The sequence below is a fragment of the Cupriavidus sp. WGlv3 genome, assembly GCF_023952475.1.
Taxonomy (GTDB): domain Bacteria; phylum Pseudomonadota; class Gammaproteobacteria; order Burkholderiales; family Burkholderiaceae; genus Cupriavidus; species Cupriavidus phytorum.
In genome coordinates, this window is record NZ_JALHRX010000004.1 from 36,345 (window position 1) to 51,652 (window position 15,308).

Annotated in this window: 13 protein-coding genes and 1 pseudogene; 5 read left to right on the forward strand and 9 right to left on the reverse strand. The window is 63.8% G+C overall.

The window, feature by feature from the left end; genetic code table 11:
* Positions 1 to 846, reverse strand: coding sequence for an IclR family transcriptional regulator (locus tag MKD38_RS09095; RefSeq protein WP_371925667.1), 846 nt, complete (start codon positions 844 to 846; stop codon positions 1 to 3).
* Positions 847 to 970: 124 nt separating this feature from the next.
* Between MKD38_RS09095 and MKD38_RS09100 the strand changes: the two genes are divergently transcribed.
* Positions 971 to 2,206, forward strand: a complete 1,236-nt coding sequence (locus tag MKD38_RS09100) for a CaiB/BaiF CoA transferase family protein (protein ID WP_252676061.1) — start codon at positions 971 to 973, stop codon at positions 2,204 to 2,206.
* Between the two features lie 108 nt (positions 2,207 to 2,314).
* A pseudogene (locus MKD38_RS09105) lies at positions 2,315 to 3,200 on the forward strand (PDDEXK nuclease domain-containing protein); the annotation flags it as partial.
* A gap of 94 nt (positions 3,201 to 3,294) precedes the next feature.
* Here MKD38_RS09105 and MKD38_RS09110 read toward each other — a convergent pair.
* Complete coding sequence (locus MKD38_RS09110) at positions 3,295 to 4,263, reverse strand: Bug family tripartite tricarboxylate transporter substrate binding protein (protein WP_252676063.1); 969 nt, start codon at positions 4,261 to 4,263, stop codon at positions 3,295 to 3,297.
* A gap of 61 nt (positions 4,264 to 4,324) precedes the next feature.
* Positions 4,325 to 5,830 (reverse strand): argininosuccinate lyase, encoded by a 1,506-nt coding sequence (argH, locus tag MKD38_RS09115; protein ID WP_252676065.1) that lies wholly within the window; start codon positions 5,828 to 5,830, stop codon positions 4,325 to 4,327.
* Between the two features lie 131 nt (positions 5,831 to 5,961).
* Here argH and MKD38_RS09120 point away from each other — a divergent pair, with 131 nt between their 5' ends.
* A complete protein-coding gene (locus MKD38_RS09120; RefSeq protein WP_252676067.1) occupies positions 5,962 to 6,837 on the forward strand; it encodes a LysR substrate-binding domain-containing protein in 876 nt (291 codons plus the stop codon).
* Positions 6,838 to 7,018: 181 nt separating this feature from the next.
* On the opposite strand, the gene MKD38_RS09125 is transcribed toward MKD38_RS09120, so the two are convergent.
* The 4 genes from MKD38_RS09125 to ilvC all read right to left on the reverse strand — a co-directional run bounded on the left by MKD38_RS09125 (position 7,019) and on the right by ilvC (position 11,098).
* Positions 7,019 to 7,333, reverse strand: coding sequence for a hypothetical protein (locus tag MKD38_RS09125; RefSeq protein WP_252676069.1), 315 nt, complete (start codon positions 7,331 to 7,333; stop codon positions 7,019 to 7,021).
* Between the two features lie 18 nt (positions 7,334 to 7,351).
* Entirely contained in the window at positions 7,352 to 8,344 is a 993-nt protein-coding gene (locus MKD38_RS09130; RefSeq protein WP_252676070.1) for a PDR/VanB family oxidoreductase, read from the reverse strand.
* Between the two features lie 63 nt (positions 8,345 to 8,407).
* Positions 8,408 to 9,958: a Rieske 2Fe-2S domain-containing protein gene (locus MKD38_RS09135; protein WP_252676072.1), complete on the reverse strand. Its 1,551-nt coding sequence runs from the start codon at positions 9,956 to 9,958 to the stop codon at positions 8,408 to 8,410.
* Positions 9,959 to 10,081: 123 nt separating this feature from the next.
* A complete protein-coding gene (gene ilvC, locus MKD38_RS09140; protein ID WP_252676074.1) occupies positions 10,082 to 11,098 on the reverse strand; it encodes a ketol-acid reductoisomerase in 1,017 nt (338 codons plus the stop codon).
* A gap of 167 nt (positions 11,099 to 11,265) precedes the next feature.
* On the opposite strand from ilvC, the gene MKD38_RS09145 reads away from it, so the two are divergent.
* Positions 11,266 to 11,952, forward strand: coding sequence for a GntR family transcriptional regulator (locus MKD38_RS09145; RefSeq protein WP_252676076.1), 687 nt, complete (start codon positions 11,266 to 11,268; stop codon positions 11,950 to 11,952).
* A 10-nt stretch (positions 11,953 to 11,962) separates the two neighbouring features.
* Here MKD38_RS09145 and MKD38_RS09150 read toward each other — a convergent pair whose 3' ends face one another.
* A complete protein-coding gene (locus MKD38_RS09150; RefSeq protein ID WP_252676079.1) occupies positions 11,963 to 13,282 on the reverse strand; it encodes an MFS transporter in 1,320 nt (439 codons plus the stop codon).
* A gap of 118 nt (positions 13,283 to 13,400) precedes the next feature.
* The gene (locus tag MKD38_RS09155; RefSeq protein WP_252676081.1) at positions 13,401 to 14,243 is read right to left on the reverse strand and encodes a class II aldolase/adducin family protein; all 843 of its coding nucleotides are present in this window, start codon (positions 14,241 to 14,243) and stop codon (positions 13,401 to 13,403) included.
* Between the two features lie 158 nt (positions 14,244 to 14,401).
* Between MKD38_RS09155 and MKD38_RS09160 the strand changes: the two genes are divergently transcribed.
* Entirely contained in the window at positions 14,402 to 15,301 is a 900-nt protein-coding gene (locus MKD38_RS09160; RefSeq protein ID WP_252676712.1) for a LysR substrate-binding domain-containing protein, read from the forward strand.
* Positions 15,302 to 15,308: the final 7 nt, after the last annotated feature.

The window sequence follows — 15,308 nt, forward strand, 5'->3', positions numbered from 1 at the left end:
TCAGCGCGCGCAGCTCAGTTCGATCTGCCGCACCGCTTCGCGCAACCGGGGCGCCACCTCGCGCTCCAGCAGGTTGTCGCGATTGCGCGATGCCGCGATGGTGCAGTTCAGCGCGAACGGGTCCTCGTGCAGCGACTGGCGCAACGGCGCCGCGATCGCATGGATCTCCGGCCGCCACTCGCCGCGGCTCAGGCAATAGCCGTGCGCGCGGAAATGCTTCTGGTCTTCCGTCCACATCTGGCGCTCCTGGCCGAAGCGCTGCGGGTCTTCGACCCGCAGCCGGTTCAGCAGCGCGGTGCGCTCGTCGGCGCTGCACGCCAGCAGCACCGCACGGCCGATCGCGCTTGCCAGCAGCGGGCGCGTGCTGCCGATGTCCGGCTGGTAGAAGTTGCCGGGGTCCAGCCGGCAACTGTCGACGTAGACCACCGACAACCGCTCGCGCATGCCCAGGTTCACGGTGCAGCCGGTTTCGCGCGCGATGGCCTCCATATAGGGCCGGGCTACCTGGCGGATCGCCAGCCCGGCCAGCATCGGATAGGCCAGCGCCAGCACGCCGGCGCCGAGCCGGTACTTCTGGTTGCCGGGCACGCGGCTGAGGAAGCCCAGCAGCCCCAGCGTGTACGTCAGCCGCGACACCGTCGCCTTGGGCAGCCCGGTGCGCGCCACGATGTCCTGGTTGCCCAGCACCGGGCTGGACGGCGTAAAGGCGCGCAGCACCTCCAGCCCGCGCGCCAGGTTGGTGGCGAACTGGCGGTCGGTGGCGAGAGCGTCTTCGCTGGCCAGGCCGGGCAGGGGCAGGGCTTCCGGGTTGCGGTCCATGCTGTGCGGTGGTTGCTTGGGTTCCATGCTGGGATCCGGAAAAGGGGGCGTCAATGTTGTAGCACGACCGTTCCGCACAGCGAAACCGTACTTGCGCCCGGGCCGGCCGCCTGCCACCTTGCAGCGGACCAACCTGCCGCCGGAGACCCGCATGCCAGACACCAACGCCAAGCCTGTATCGCCCGAAGCACCGGGCAACGGCCCGCTCGCCGGGTTGCGCATCCTCGACATGGCCACCGTGGTGGCGGCACCGTTTTCCGCCACGTTGTGCGCCGACATGGGCGCCGAGGTAGTCAAGCTGGAACTGCCCGACGGCAGCGATCCGCTGCGCGGACTCGAGCCGGTCACCGAAGAGCACGCGCTGTACTGGAAGGTCACCAACCGCGGCAAGCGCGGCATCTCGCTGGACGTGCGCACGCCGCGCGGCCGCGAGATCTTCCTGCGCCTGCTGCCGCGCTTCGACGTGCTGGTGGAGAATTTCCGCACCGGCACGCTGGCGCGCTGGGGGCTCGATCTTGAAACGCTGCACGCGGCCAACCCCAGGCTGATCGTGCTGCGGCTGACCGGCTTCGGCCAGACCGGGCCCGATGCGACGCGCCCGGGGTTTGCCCGCATCTTCGAAGCCCGCAGTGGCTTCACCAACCTGGCCGGCACGGCGCAGAGCGGGCCGATGCACATGAACTACCCGGTGGGCGACATGATCGCCGGCCTGTTCGGCGCCTTCGCCATCGCCACCGCGGTGGCGGAGCAGCGCGCCAGACCCGCCCAGCCCGGCCGCGAGATCGACCTGGCCGCCACCGAGGCACTGTTCCGCCTGCTGGACCCGCTCGCCATCGAATACGAACAGCTCGGCCATGTGCGCCAGCGCGCCGGCAACCGCACCACCTACGCCGCGCCCTCCAACATGTACCGCACCGCGGACGATACCTGGGTCACCGTGGTGGCCTCGTCCGACGCCACCTTCCGCCGCCTGGCCGAGGCCATGGGCGCGCCGCAACTGGCCCAGGCACCGGAGTACGCCACCAACGCCGGCCGCGTGCGCCATATCGACGCCCTCGACGGCTGCATCGCCGAGTGGTTCGCCGCGCAACCCTATGCCGCCGCGGCGGCGCGGCTGGAACAATGCCAGGTGCCGTTCAGCAAGGTGTTCAGCATCGCCGATATCGTTGAGGACCCGCAGATGGTGGCGCGCCAGGCCATCGTCCGGCTGCCCGATGCGGACCTGGGCACGGTGCCGGCGCCTTGCGTGGTGCCGCGGTTTTCGGGCTATGCGCCGCCGTTACCGCGTACCGGGCCGGATGTGGGGGAACACAATGGGGAGGTTTATGGGGAGTTGGGGATCGGGGAGGAAGAGTTGGCGCGGTTGCGGGGGGAGGGGGTGGTTTGAGGGGTTGGGCGAGTCGCCCGCCGTGACAGGAATCTGAACGTATCAAAGGGCCAGCCTGCCAGCCCGAAGCGAAGCTGTCTTACTTTCCGCGCCTTGTGGGCACGTGCCCTTTACTGGGAGATCGGAAATGAGATTCTCGACCGGCAGGCGAGGCAAGGGTGGGGCGCCAAAGTCATCGAACGGCTGGCGCAAGACCTGCGGAAAGCGTTCCCCGACATGAGCGGGCTGTCGCGCTCCAACCTGATGGCGATGCGGTCCTTTGCCGAGGCATGGCCGGATGGGGCAATTGTCCAACAGCTTGTTGGACAATTGCCCTGGGGGCACAACCAAGTGCTGTTGCAGAAACTAAAGTCGGTCGAGCAGCGTGAATGGTATGCACGGCAGGCGCTAACACATGGCTGGTCCCGAGCAGTACTGCTCGCGCAGATTGAGACGAAGCTGATCGACCGCGCCGCGCAAGCACCGAATAACTTTGCTGCTCAGTTGCCTTCCCCGCAGTCGGACCTGGCGCGCGCCACGCTCAAGGACCCTTACGTTTTCGATTTTTTGAGTTTGCGTGCTGACACGAGCGAACGAGACCTGGAAGCGGCCCTCGTCGATCATATAACTCGCCTCCTTCTCGAACTGGGAGCCGGCTTTGCTTATGTCGGCAGGCAAGTTCACCTCGAAGTTGGAGGCGATGATTTCTATCTAGATCTGCTGTTCTATCATCTCAAGCTACGCTGCTATATCGTCATTGAGCTGAAGACGGGCGCTTTTAGGCCTGAGTATGCTGGTCAAATCAGCTTCTATCTATCGGCAGTCGACGCGCAAATGAGAACCGACGACGACCATCCAACCATTGGTCTTCTGCTGTGCCAAGAGCACAATCGGCTGGTGGTGGAATATGCACTGCGCGGCATGGGCTGAGTTGCAGGAAAGTCTGCCAAGCGTCGAAACATTGACACAGGAACTGGCGTCGGACATCAGGCCGGGGGAAAGCGATTCAGATTGAAATTGAGCGCCCGCTTACAACAGGGTTTTTGCGGGTGCCCGAGCCGCACGTGGCACGGGCGCCCAGCGCGGCAGCAGCGCACCCCCACACACCCTCAGTCAATACCCGCCCCCGACTCCCGCACCAGCTTCGCCCACTTGTCCGTATCGCGGCGGATCAGCACCGAGAACTGCTCCGGGGTCGCGGTCAGCGGCGCGGCCCCGGCCTGCACCAGCTTGTCCCGCATCGCCTTGTCCTGCGCGATACGCGTGATTTCCTGCGACAAGCGACTGGTGACCTCGGGCGGCAATCCGCGCGGACCCACCACGCCGAACCAGACATCCGCCTCATAGCCGGCAATGCCAGCCTCGGCCATGGTCGGCACGTCGGGCAATGCCGGCGAGCGCGTGGCGCTGGTCACGGCCAGTGCGCGCAGCCGGCCGGCCTTCACATGCGGCAGCGAGCCCGGCAGGTTGTCGAACATCAGTTGCACCTGGTTGGCAAGCAGGTCGGCCATCGCCGGGCCGCTGCCCTTGTAAGGGACGTGCACGATCTCGACGCCCGCCATCGACTTGAACAACTCGCCGGACAGGTGATTGGTGGTGCCGTTGCCGGCCGAGCCCATATTGAGCTTGCCGGGATTGGCCCTGGCATAGCTGACCAGCTCGCGCACGTTCTTCGGCGGCACGTTCGGATTGACAACCAGGATGTTGGGCACGCCGGCGAACAAGGCCACCGCCGAGAAATCCTTCTGCGGATCGAACGGCAGCCTCTTGTAGAGGGTGGCGTTGATCGATTGCGTCCCCACCGTGCCGAACATCAGCGTGTAGCCGTCGGCCGGCGCCTTGGCCACAAGGTCGGAGCCGATGGTGCCGCCGGCGCCCGGCCGGTTGTCCACCACCACCTGCTGGCCGAGGGTTTCGGACAAGCGGGTGGCCAGTACGCGGCCGAGCAGGTCGGTGGTGCCGCCGGGCGGGAAGGGCACCACCATGCGGATGGGTTTGTCGGGGTAGGGGCCGGCCATGGCGAGACTCGTCGCCAGCGTCAGACATGTGGCAGCCAGGGCATGTGCAATGGTTTTCATGGGGGCAGGGTCTCCGTGGGACAAGGATAAGGGCAATGCCGGCTGCGATGCGCGGCACGGCTCAGCTTTGTGATGCAAGGTGGTTGAGCGAGCGCTTCAGGGCCGCGCGCGCGGCGTCGAGGCGGGCCCGGGTGGCGTCGAGGTGTTCGCGCGCGTGGCGGGTGGCGGCGCGCTGCGCGGCGACGTTGTCGCGCACCAGTACCGGCGCGGGTCCGCCGGCGGCCATGCGCGCGGCGACGCCTTGTTCGGGATCGAGGCAGCGGGCGACCGCGGCGGCATCCAGCCCGGCCGCGCGGCCGGCGACGCGCATCGCGGCGGCATCGACCATGTCGGCGCTGATCTCGTCGGCGGGCAAGTGCTGGTCGAGTGCGTCGCGCACCAGGGCACCGACGATGTGATGCGCCTGGCGAAACGACATGTCGGCCTCGCGCACCAGCGCATCGGCCAGGTCGGTCGCGGTGGAGAAATCGCGGCGCGCGCGCGCCAGCATGCCGGCGCGTTGCGGCGTGGCGTTGGCGATCACCAGCCGCAGCAGCGACAGGCAGCGCAGGCATTCGTCGCCGGCCTCCCAGAAGCCGCGCATGCTCTCGCGGTTGCCGTCGCCCGAGTGCGTGAAATGGCTGCCCTTTAGCGCCGCCAGCGCGCCGGTCAGCAGGCCGATCATATGGCCGCCCTTGCCCTTGAGGTATTCCAGCACGACCGGGTTCTTCTTCTGCGGCATGATGCTGGAGGTGCCCGCGATGCTGTCCGGGAAGTCGATCAGGCCGAACTCGGGCGTGGCCCAGACGTACAGGTCCTGCGCCACGCGGCCCCAGCTCACCGCGCCGATGGTGATCGCCGCCAGCATCTCCCAGGCAAAGTCGCGCGAGGCCACCGCGTCGAGCGAGTTCGGCGCGTGGGTGGAAAACCCCAGCCAGCGTGCCGTGGCCGCGCGGTCGATCGCGAAGGCGGTGCCGGCCAGTGCGCCGGCGCCGAGCGGGCAGGCATCCAGACGCGCCAGCGCTTGTTCCATGCGCGCGATATCGCGGCCGAGCGACTCGGCAAAGCCGGCGAGGTAATAGCCATAAGTGATCGGCTGCGCGGCCTGCAGGTGCGTATAACCGGGCATCACCAACGCGGCATGGGCGTCGGCCTGCTCCAGCGCCACGTTGCGCACCGCCAGCATCGCTTCCAGGATATCCAGCGCCAGGTCGCGTGCACGCAGCCGGTCATGCGTGGCGAGGATGTCGTTGCGGCTGCGCGCGACATGCAACCTGCCGCCGGCGTCGGCGCCGGCCATCTGCATCAGGTGCGCTTCGTAGTTGAAGTAGGCGTCCTCGCGCGCGGGATCCAGCGGTACGTTGGCAGGACCCTCGGCTTCGATGCGCAGCAGTGACTGCGCCAGCACCGCGGCCACGTCCGCCGGGACCAGCCCGGTGCCATGCAGCATCAGCAGGTGGGCCTGATTGACATCGGTCAGGTAGCGAAAGCCGCTGCCGAATTCGCGCATCAGGCGTGGCAGGTAGATGTGCTCGCATACCTCGGCGGCGGTGGGCTGGGTCAGGCGTCGGCTGACTTTGGATTCCATGCTGTGTGATCTCCGAAACGATGGAGCAAGTATGGAAATCCGCTGTCTATATCGTCAAATCAGCATTCTTACCATGTCTATACGGATTTGATATGCTGCGTGCAAGCCGCTGACCCCAACCGTCGCCAGCCATGAACTACAAGCAGATCGAAGCGTTCCGTGCCGTCATGCTGACGCGCTCGATGACCGAAGCCGCCGCGCAGCTCCATACCTCGCAGCCCAACATCAGCCGCGTGATCGGGCAACTGGAACGCGAGGCGGGCTTCCGGCTGTTCGAGCGCGTCGGCAACCGGCTCGCGCCAACCGACGAAGCCGAGGCCTTGTTTTTCGATGTGGAGCGCTCTTTCGTCGGCCTCGACAGCCTGCGCGCGTCGGCACGGTCGATCCGTGAGTCGGGCGTGGGCACGCTGCGCATCGGCACCGTGCCGTCGATCGCAATGAGCGTGATGCCTCAGGCCATCCTGGCCTTCCGCGAGCGCTATCCGGACGTGCCGATCGCCGTGCATACGAACGATTCGCCCACGGTGGCCAAATGGACCGCGGCGCGCTTCTGCGATATCGGGCTGGTGTCGTACCTGGCCGATACCACCGGCATCCGCAGCAAGTTGCTGCGCCGCGAGGACGGCGTGTGCATCGTGCCGGCGACGCACCGGCTGGCGCGCAAGCGCCGCCTTCACGCCAGCGACCTCGATGGCGAGCGCTTTATCTCGCTGACGCATGGCGACGGCACCCGCGCCACCGTCGACGCCGCATTCGTGCCGGGTGACCGGCGCGTGCTGACGCTGGAGACGCCTTATGCGGCCACCATCTGCACGATGGTGGGCATGGGGTTGGGCGTCAGCGTGGTCAACCCGCTGGTGGTGCGCAGCCTGAAGCCGGCGGGCGTCAAGGCGATTCCGTTCGAGCCGGTCATCGCTTTCGAGAGCCACATCCTGTTCAATCCGCAGCGGCCGGTGCCGGCGCTGGCGCAGTGGTTTCTGGAATGCCTGCGGAAGGTTACCGGATAAGTGGCAAGCAGCGGGCGTCTGAACCTGATTGGAAATTCACGGATCGGCTGCTTGCGACCCATCTGAGTCATAGCGACTTGCGCACTGTCCGTCTGGCATGAGCCTTGTTGCGGACGGTTTCCTTGGGCGTCCGATCCCTGCACAATGCTCCGCCAGACTATCCGACGCTGGGTGCCCAGCGTCATGAACACACTGCGCGCCGTTCGAGTTGCGGTATTGTCCTTTCATGAGACCATGTCGAGCCGATGGACGCCGAAACGACGATAGCGGGAACGTTGATATGGCACTGATCGGCCCGCAGGGCTGTCTCAAGAAGGTGTAGCCTGGTGCACTGTTCCTGTCGGCAATGGTGTCGCTGTTCAGCAATGAGAGCCTGCATGCGAACCTGCATCGCATCGTTGGCCTCGCCCGCCACGCGGAATATGTCAGGCGAGGCCAATGCAATGATGCCGAACAGACCCAGACTGAGCAGAAGGGGACTGGTCGCGCTTTGCATGCCGGTCTCCCGTTCGGTTCAGAGATCAAGCACCAGCGTCCCACCGCATCCCCCAGACACACACGGGGTCATGTAGTTCTCGCGCTCGCTTTCATCGAGGATGAAATCCTGATGGTCGATGGCGCCTCCCAGATGCCGCACCTTGCACGTCCCGCATAGTCCCGAATTGCACGACGTTTCAAGCGGTGCGCCGGCTGCCTGCAGTGCTTCGGCGAGATTTTCGCCCGACGCGACCGTCAGCGTTGTTCCCGTGCGTACGAGTTTCACGCTATACCCTACGGCGGGTGTCTCGCCTTCTGGCGACGCGGGCTTGGCCGGGGCCTTGAAGTGCTCGCAGTGGACAAGTTCCGACGGCCAATGAGCGGCAGCATCCGCGCAGGCCTGCATGAATCCAGCCGGGCCGCAGTAGTAGATATGCGTATCCGGCTCGGGGTGCTTCAGGAGCTTGGCGATGTTCAGCCCCTTCTTCGGATCTCCACCATCAAAGTGACAGTGGATCTTGCCGATGCACGCGATGTTTCGCAGTTCAGCCTCGAAGGCAGCGTATTGAGGGCCCTTCGCGCAGTAGTGCAATTCGTAGGCCACCGATTTTGCTTCCAGCCTATGCACCATCGCCTTGAGGGGTGTCACGCCGATCCCACCGGCGAGCATGATGATCTTTTCCGCGCCTTCGGCCAGTGGGAAGTTGTTGCGCGGAACGCTGACCTTGACGCGGTTGGGAACGCGCAACGCTTCGTGCATACCCCGTGATCCGCCGCGCCCGGCTTCGTCCCGAAGCACTGCCACCACGTAGCGGTGGCGTTCTTCAGGACTGTTGCAAAGGGAATACTGGCGAATCACGCCCGGTGCGATATGGACATCGATATGAGCGCCTGCGGTAAAGGCGGGCAGGTCGTTGCCATCGGCATCCACAAACTCATAGGAATTGATGCCTGTGGCTTCCATGCGGACTTGCCGCAGGACGAGTTCAAGATGCGTGAGCGCATCGCGCTCGGCGAGGGGGGCGTTCATGATGTGGTCTCCAGGGACATCGGCCGGGCGATGCAGTGCCGCCCGGCATTGTCTTCCGCGGCTTCAGGCCTTGAGGCTTTGCTCCAGTTCCTCGAACCTGGCTTTCACGAAGGCCGCACGTTCCGCACCCTTGAGGCCATCGGCTTCTGTGATGATGGCCACCGCCTTGCGGGCCAACAGGCGGCGGTTTGCGACCTCCTGCTCCATGGAGTCCGCCTGCGGCAGCTCGAAGACGTTTCCAGCGCAGTAGCTGTTCGGCGCACCGCCCACATCGCGCAGCCATTGCGCGAAGCCGTGGGCGGCAGCCGCGGCGTTGGAGCCACGCACTGCTTCGCGCAGCATCTTGCGAAAGGCGTAGAGGCCGGCGTCGAACTTGGTGGGATTCTCCAGCGCGTGCACGGCGATCGGACGCTGGCTGATAATGGCTTCGTAGTCGCCCGGGGCGTACTGCGCATCCTTGTAGTTGGCGCGCTCGCGGTGGTTCGGCGGGATCGGCGGCATGTCCTCTAGCTTGTACTTGCCAAAACGTTCAGGGCGACGCATTGCCACCTGGCCGTCCAGGAAGTCGATGGATTCGTATCCGACCAGTTCCTTGTTGCCCACGCCGCGCGTGTCGATACCGGGACCCATCACGCGCCAGCCGATCATCTTGCTGTTCTCGTCGTCGACGGGCACCGTCCACCGGATGATATGGAAGCGGCTGAACAGCTTCTTTGTCGAGCCATCTTCCGAGGTGTAGGCGTGCAGGCTCAGATTCGGCAGCACTTGATGCTGGATGCGCAGGAACATCTTGTCCTTGTCCACGCGACGCGCTCCCGCACAGGCCAGACCGCGTCCCTGGTGGACGGGAATGAATTGCATGTCGGGCGCCACTTCCATGGAGGCCGCGCCAACTTCGTCGAATGTTGTGCTCTGGAAGTGCCCGCCAACGACATTCTTGGCCGCGTGCAGTGCGGTTGGGTGGAAGTTGTCCGCCGCGTTGTCCTGTACCTGAAGCCAATTGCAGTGTTGGAAGTTGCTATAGGGCACGAGTTCGTCGCCCGGCATGACCGTGAAGTCCTGTTCCCACTCGGGAAAGGGCGGCTCCTCCTCGGGCGGGCCCATGTACGCGAATACAAGGCCATTGCGCTCGATGGCCTTGTAGGCGCCCTGGCGAATGGAGCAGGAGTACTTCTCCGCCTCTTTCTCCTCCCCGGCAGGAAAGGGGACATGGAGGCAAGCGCCATCCACGTCGAACACCATCCCGTGATAGCAGCACTTGATGCCGCGCTCCTGGATGGCGCCGTATTCGAGCGAAGCACCGCGATGCACGCAATGGGCGTGAAGCACGCCCACACGGCCGCTGCCGTCGCGGAACGCAACCAGTTCCTCGCTCAGGATCTTGAGGAAGCGCGGCGTGTCGGTCAGTTCCATCGACATGCACACGGGATGCCAGAAGCGGCGCATGTATTCGCCGGTGGGCGTGCCCGGCCCGGTTTCGGTGAGCTCCGGGTCGTGACCCGGCACGCGGCTGGTGTAGTAGCCGCCATAGGGAATCAGCTTTTTTGCCGTGGGCGTAGCGGTGTTGCCGCCGGCGGTTTGTCCTGCGTCGTGCTTGTCGAAAGGCGTTGCCATCATAAGTCTCCTGGGGGTCGTAGTTTTCTGGTTACTGGATTCTGAACTCTGTATCCAAAGTATAGGCGCGGACCAGGGCGTTGCAAGTACGGGTTAACGCCTGTGAGCCGCGCTCGGAATCAGTCAGTTGCGGGTCTTGTCGACCAGCGCCGTACGCTGGATCCACGGCATCATGTCGCGCAGCTTCGCCCCGACGGTTTCGATGGGATGCGCAGCAGTCAGCCGCCGGCGCGATTGCAGTGTGGGCGCGCCGGCCTGGCTTTCCAGGATGAAGGCCTTCGCATATTCACCTGTCTGGATGTCAGCCAGCACGGCTTTCATGGCGGCCCGGGTTTCGGCAGTGACAATGCGCGGACCGGTCAGGTATTCGCCAAACTCGGCATTGTTGGAAATGCCATAGTTCATCGTGCCGATTCCGCCTTCGTAGATAAGATCGACGATCAGCTTGAGTTCATGCAGGCATTCGAAGTAGGCCATTTCCGGTGCGTAGCCAGCCTCGACCAGCGTGTCGAAGCCTGCCTTGATCAGTTCGACTGCGCCGCCACATAGCACGGCCTGCTCGCCAAACAGGTCGGTCTCCGTCTCTTCCCGGAAGTTTGTCTCGATCACGCCGGAGCGCCCGCACCCGATTGCAGAGGCGTAAGCCAGTGCGACATCCCGGGCTTGTCCCGAACGGTCCTGTGCCACCGCTATGAGCCCGGGAACACCGCCGCCATCGACATAAGTCGACCGCACCGTATGACCGGGCGCTTTGGGAGCGATCATCACTACATCGAGGTCCGCACGAGGCGAAACCTGCCCATAGTGGATGTTGAAGCCATGAGCGAAGGCGAGGGTCGCCCCCTCGCGGATCGCCGGCGCGATGGACTCCCGATAGACCTTGCCAATTGTTTCGTCGGGAATCAGCACGATCACGAAGTCTGCCATCCCCGCCGCCTCGCTCATGCTGGCCACCGAAAGGCCGGCGGCCTGGGCCTTGCGCCAGGAGTCCCCTCCTTCACGCAGGCCGACCACAACATCGATTTGGCTGTCTTTCAGGTTCAGCGCGTGGGCATGGCCCTGTGAACCGTAGCCGATAACCGCGACCTTCTTGCCGCGCAGCAGCGATAGATCGGCATCCTTGTCGTAGAAAACTCTCATTGCGGCATCTCCAATTCCTATACTGTCTTCTGAACTCTGTATTCAGAGTTCAGATTGTTGGCGTGACCGTTCCCAAAGTCAAGGGGAAATCCATTTCGCCGCCGAGATTGCAATGGGCGCGCCGCTCGACCACAATGCTCTGAATACAGAGTGCAAAGGCAGTCACCATGGCAACCACCCTTCCGAAAATTCAGACCCGTCCTGACTATGTCGATGAGGTCTACAAGATGCTTCTCGATGCGATCAGCGATGGCACGCTTGCGCCTGGCACACGCCTCACCCAGGAAGAGATCGCTGACCAGATGCAGGTATCTCGCTCGCCCGTGATTCAGGCTCTGCGCATGCTGAAGAAGGACGGCTTCGTCCAAGACGCGCCGGGGCGGGGAGTTCTCGTCACGCCTCTCGATGCCGAGGCAGTGGGCCAACTCTACGAAATCCGCGGTTCTCTGGATGCACTGGCTGCCCGGCTGGCAGCCAAGCGCCACTTCCGGGTCGATCCCAAGATCATCGCCAATGGCCGTCGCGCCGCTCGCGGCAAGGACGTCAAGGCGATGATGGATGCAGACATGGAGTTCCACAATGCGATCTACCGTGCGGCGGGGAATCCGTTCCTGGAGCAGAGCGCTCAGAACTACTGGATGCATCTGCGCCGTGCCATGGGTGCGGTGTTGCAGTCGTCCGCTCAACAGCGTCAGACCATCTGGGACGAACATGAAGCCATTGCCGAGGCCATTGCCGCTGGTGACGCTGCGCGCGCAGCCGAACTGACCGATGTGCACACGACCCAGGCCCGGGAAAATCTGACGCGCCGGCTGGACGAGTATTTCTCGGATACTCGCCAGACGGCCGCGTAAGTGCCTCGGCTTATCGACGGCTGGCCTTGTCAGGGTTGACAAGCTTGGCTGGCACGGCAAACACCAGCGCCCCGCCGATGACCAGGCTTGCAGCAAGCACCAGCACGCCATTGCCCGTGGTACCTGTGGAGGTCTGCACCCAGCCGATCAGGTATGGGCTGATCACCCCCGAAATGCTGCCGACCGAGTTCGCCAGCGCGATGCCGGCCGCTGCGGCAGCGCCCCCGAGAATGGCGGGCGGCAGTGTCCAGAACTGGGAAATCGTCGTCATGATGCCCATCGTGCCAATCGTCAGTGCCAGCATCGCGACGGCCGTGTTGTTGGCATAGGCGACACTCACGCAGAGGCCCACCGCGCCGAGTACGCCTGGCACGGTCAAATGCCAACGCCGTTCGCCGCGACTGTCCGAGCTCTGGCCTACCAGGATCATTGAGACCGTAGCGGCCGCATAGGGAATGGCAGATAGCAAGCCAATGTCGAGCGGGTTAGATACGCCACTGGCTTTGACGATCGTCGGCAGCCAGAAGCTGACGCCGTAAAGTCCCATGGTGAAGAAAAAGTAGATCACGCTGAGCAGCAGGATTTTCGGATTGGTCAGGCCATCGCGCACGGAGTGCAGTGCGTGTCCCTTGTTCTCCGCTGCCAGATTCGCCTCGATCATCGATCGCTGCGAACTGCTGAGCCATTTGGCATCGGCGACTTTGTCGTCGAGATAGAAGTAGGCCACGATGCCAATCAGCACGGTGGGAATGCCTTCCAGCAGGAACAGCCACTGCCAGCCCGCCCAACCGTGTGAGCCGTGCATCGAACTCATGATCCAGCCCGATAGCGGGCCACCGATGACGCCGGACATCGGGATACCCGTCAGGAACAGGGCGGTGACCTTGCTGCGGCGCGAGGCAGGGAACCAGTACGTCAGGTAGAGCAGGATGGCCGGAATGAAACCGGCTTCAGCCACGCCGAGCAGGAAGCGCATGATGTAGAAGCTCGTCGGTGTCGTGACGAACATCATCGCGGCAGAGATAAGCCCCCATGTCACCATGATCCGTGCGATCCATCGCCGTGCGCCCACGCGCAGCAAGATCAGATTGCTGGGCACCTCAAAAAGCAGGTAGCCCACGAAGAAGATGCCGGCGCCCAGGCCGTAGACGGCGTCGCTCAAGCCAAGGTCCTGCATCATCTGCAGCTTCGCATACCCGACGTTGATCCGGTCGAGGTACGCGCACATGTAGCAGAGGAAGAGGAACGGCAAGAGCCGCCACATGACCTTTGAATAGGTTTCGGATTCGGTGGGGACGAAGGGCGTCACCACGCTCGCTGGTGTTTGCATGGGGGGTCTCCTAGGGCTTAGTTATGGATATGGGAGAGCGGACCGCTGGTGGCTGTCGCCGTCGACGATGGCGGCCCGCTTCGAGACCGCGAGGGCGCGGCCTGTGCAACGGTGAAGGTCAGTCGAACATGTCGGGCTGGGTGAGACGAAGGTGGTCCCAGATGGGCTGGAAATGCAGCCAGCCGATGTAGTCGCTGCCCACGTGCTCGCGGCTGTATCGCGCGCGTTCAGGCGTCACCAGGTGCGGCTTGATGCCGGTCGCCTCGATCATCAGTTGCTGCTTGCAGCAGCGTTCCAGCGCGATGAACCAGAAGGCGGCTGCCTCGATGCTGTGACGACTGGCGGTCAGCAGGCCATGGTTCTGGTGGATGGCCGCCTTGACGCCGGCGAACGCGTTGGCCACCTTGTGCCCACCCTTGACCTCGACGGCTACCTTGCCGGCTTCCTCGCCAATCACCACATGGTCCTCGAAGAATGCGCACGCGTCCTGGGTGATCGGTTCGATGGGCTTGCCGAGCGCGGCAAATGCGGTGCCATATTCCGTGTGGGCGTGACACATGGCCACGATGTCCTGGTGCATCTCGTGCACAGCAGCGTGCAACACAAAGCCGGCGCGGTTGATCGCGTACTCGCCTTCGACCACACGACCTTCGTGGTCGGCGCAAATCAGGTTCGAGACGTTGACTTGCGCGAAATGCACAGCCATGGGATTGGTCCAGTAAAGCTCGGGGTGCTCCGGGTCACGCACGGTCAGGTGACCGGCAAAGCCATAGTCGAGACGTTCAAGTGCGAACGCGCGGCAGGCGGCCACCAGCCGTTCCTTGCGATGCTGCCGCTCCTCCGCGAACGTTGCAAAGGTCTGGACCGACGGGTAGATCAGCCCCATCTGTTCAGGCTGGTAAATGGACGTGCGCTCCTGGGTATTGAAAACCTGCGGGGCGCGTTCGAGTACGGCTGCCATGTCAACTCCACGGTGAGAATCAGGTTAGGGACTATTGGTATTCGCGGGACGCTTCCTGCCGTCTGCGGTACGGCTTTATAGTCGGCGCAGGGAAGTGTGTTGACAAACGATGGGTGTTCATGAAAGCATGAACTGGGTTCATGCATAAGTTCACCCGTATGAGACGTGTCCCGAACTTTGTGTTGTTGCGTGCGTTCGAGGCGGCCGCTCGCCTGGAGAGCTTCACGCTGGCCGGCAAGGAATTGCACCTTACGCAATCCGCCATCAGCCATCAGGTCAAGGAACTGGAGGAGTACTTCGGCCGCAAGCTGTTCGACCGCCGCACCCGGCGCGTGGAATTGACATCGGAAGGCAAGCGCCTGCAGGAAAGCCTGTCCCGCGTTTTCGATGTCATTGAGGCTGCCTGCAATGAGGTTGCACTGGCACCGCAATCCCAGGTGCTGGCGGTCTACTGTGCGCCAAGCTTTGCCGTGAAATGGCTTGGCCCAAGGCTGCCGCAGTTCATGCAGGCGCACGGCGACATCACGATCCGCCTGTCGTCAGGTGCCGACGCGATCGACCTGACCCAGGCGCGCGAGGTAGACGTTGCCATCACCTATGGCTCTGCCCCCCCTAGGGCGGGTCTTATCGTGAGAGCGTTGGGCAAGGAGCGCATTGTTCCGTTGTGTTCGCCTTCGCTGATCCGGACTGGTGAGTCGCTGCGGGATCAGATGGAAAAGCTTCCCCTGATCGATTCGCAACTCAGCCGCGTAAGCTGGCCAGACTGGTTCAGCGCCAACGGCATGATCTGCCCGAACCGACCGCGCGCTTCGTTCGACCGCGGTGCGTTAGCGATCTCCGCGGCAGTGGATGGCATGGGCATTGCCCTCGAAAGCATTCGTCTCGCTGAGCGCGAACTGACGCGCGGTGACCTGATGGCCATTGGTGAGGATCAGTTCACTCACATAGCTCGCGAAACGCATTTCTTGTCATACCGGCAAAACGAAAAGCACCTTCCCAAGGTTGGGACATTCGTGCAATGGCTGATTGAGCAGCTCGAATTAGGACCTGATACGTAAAACAGGC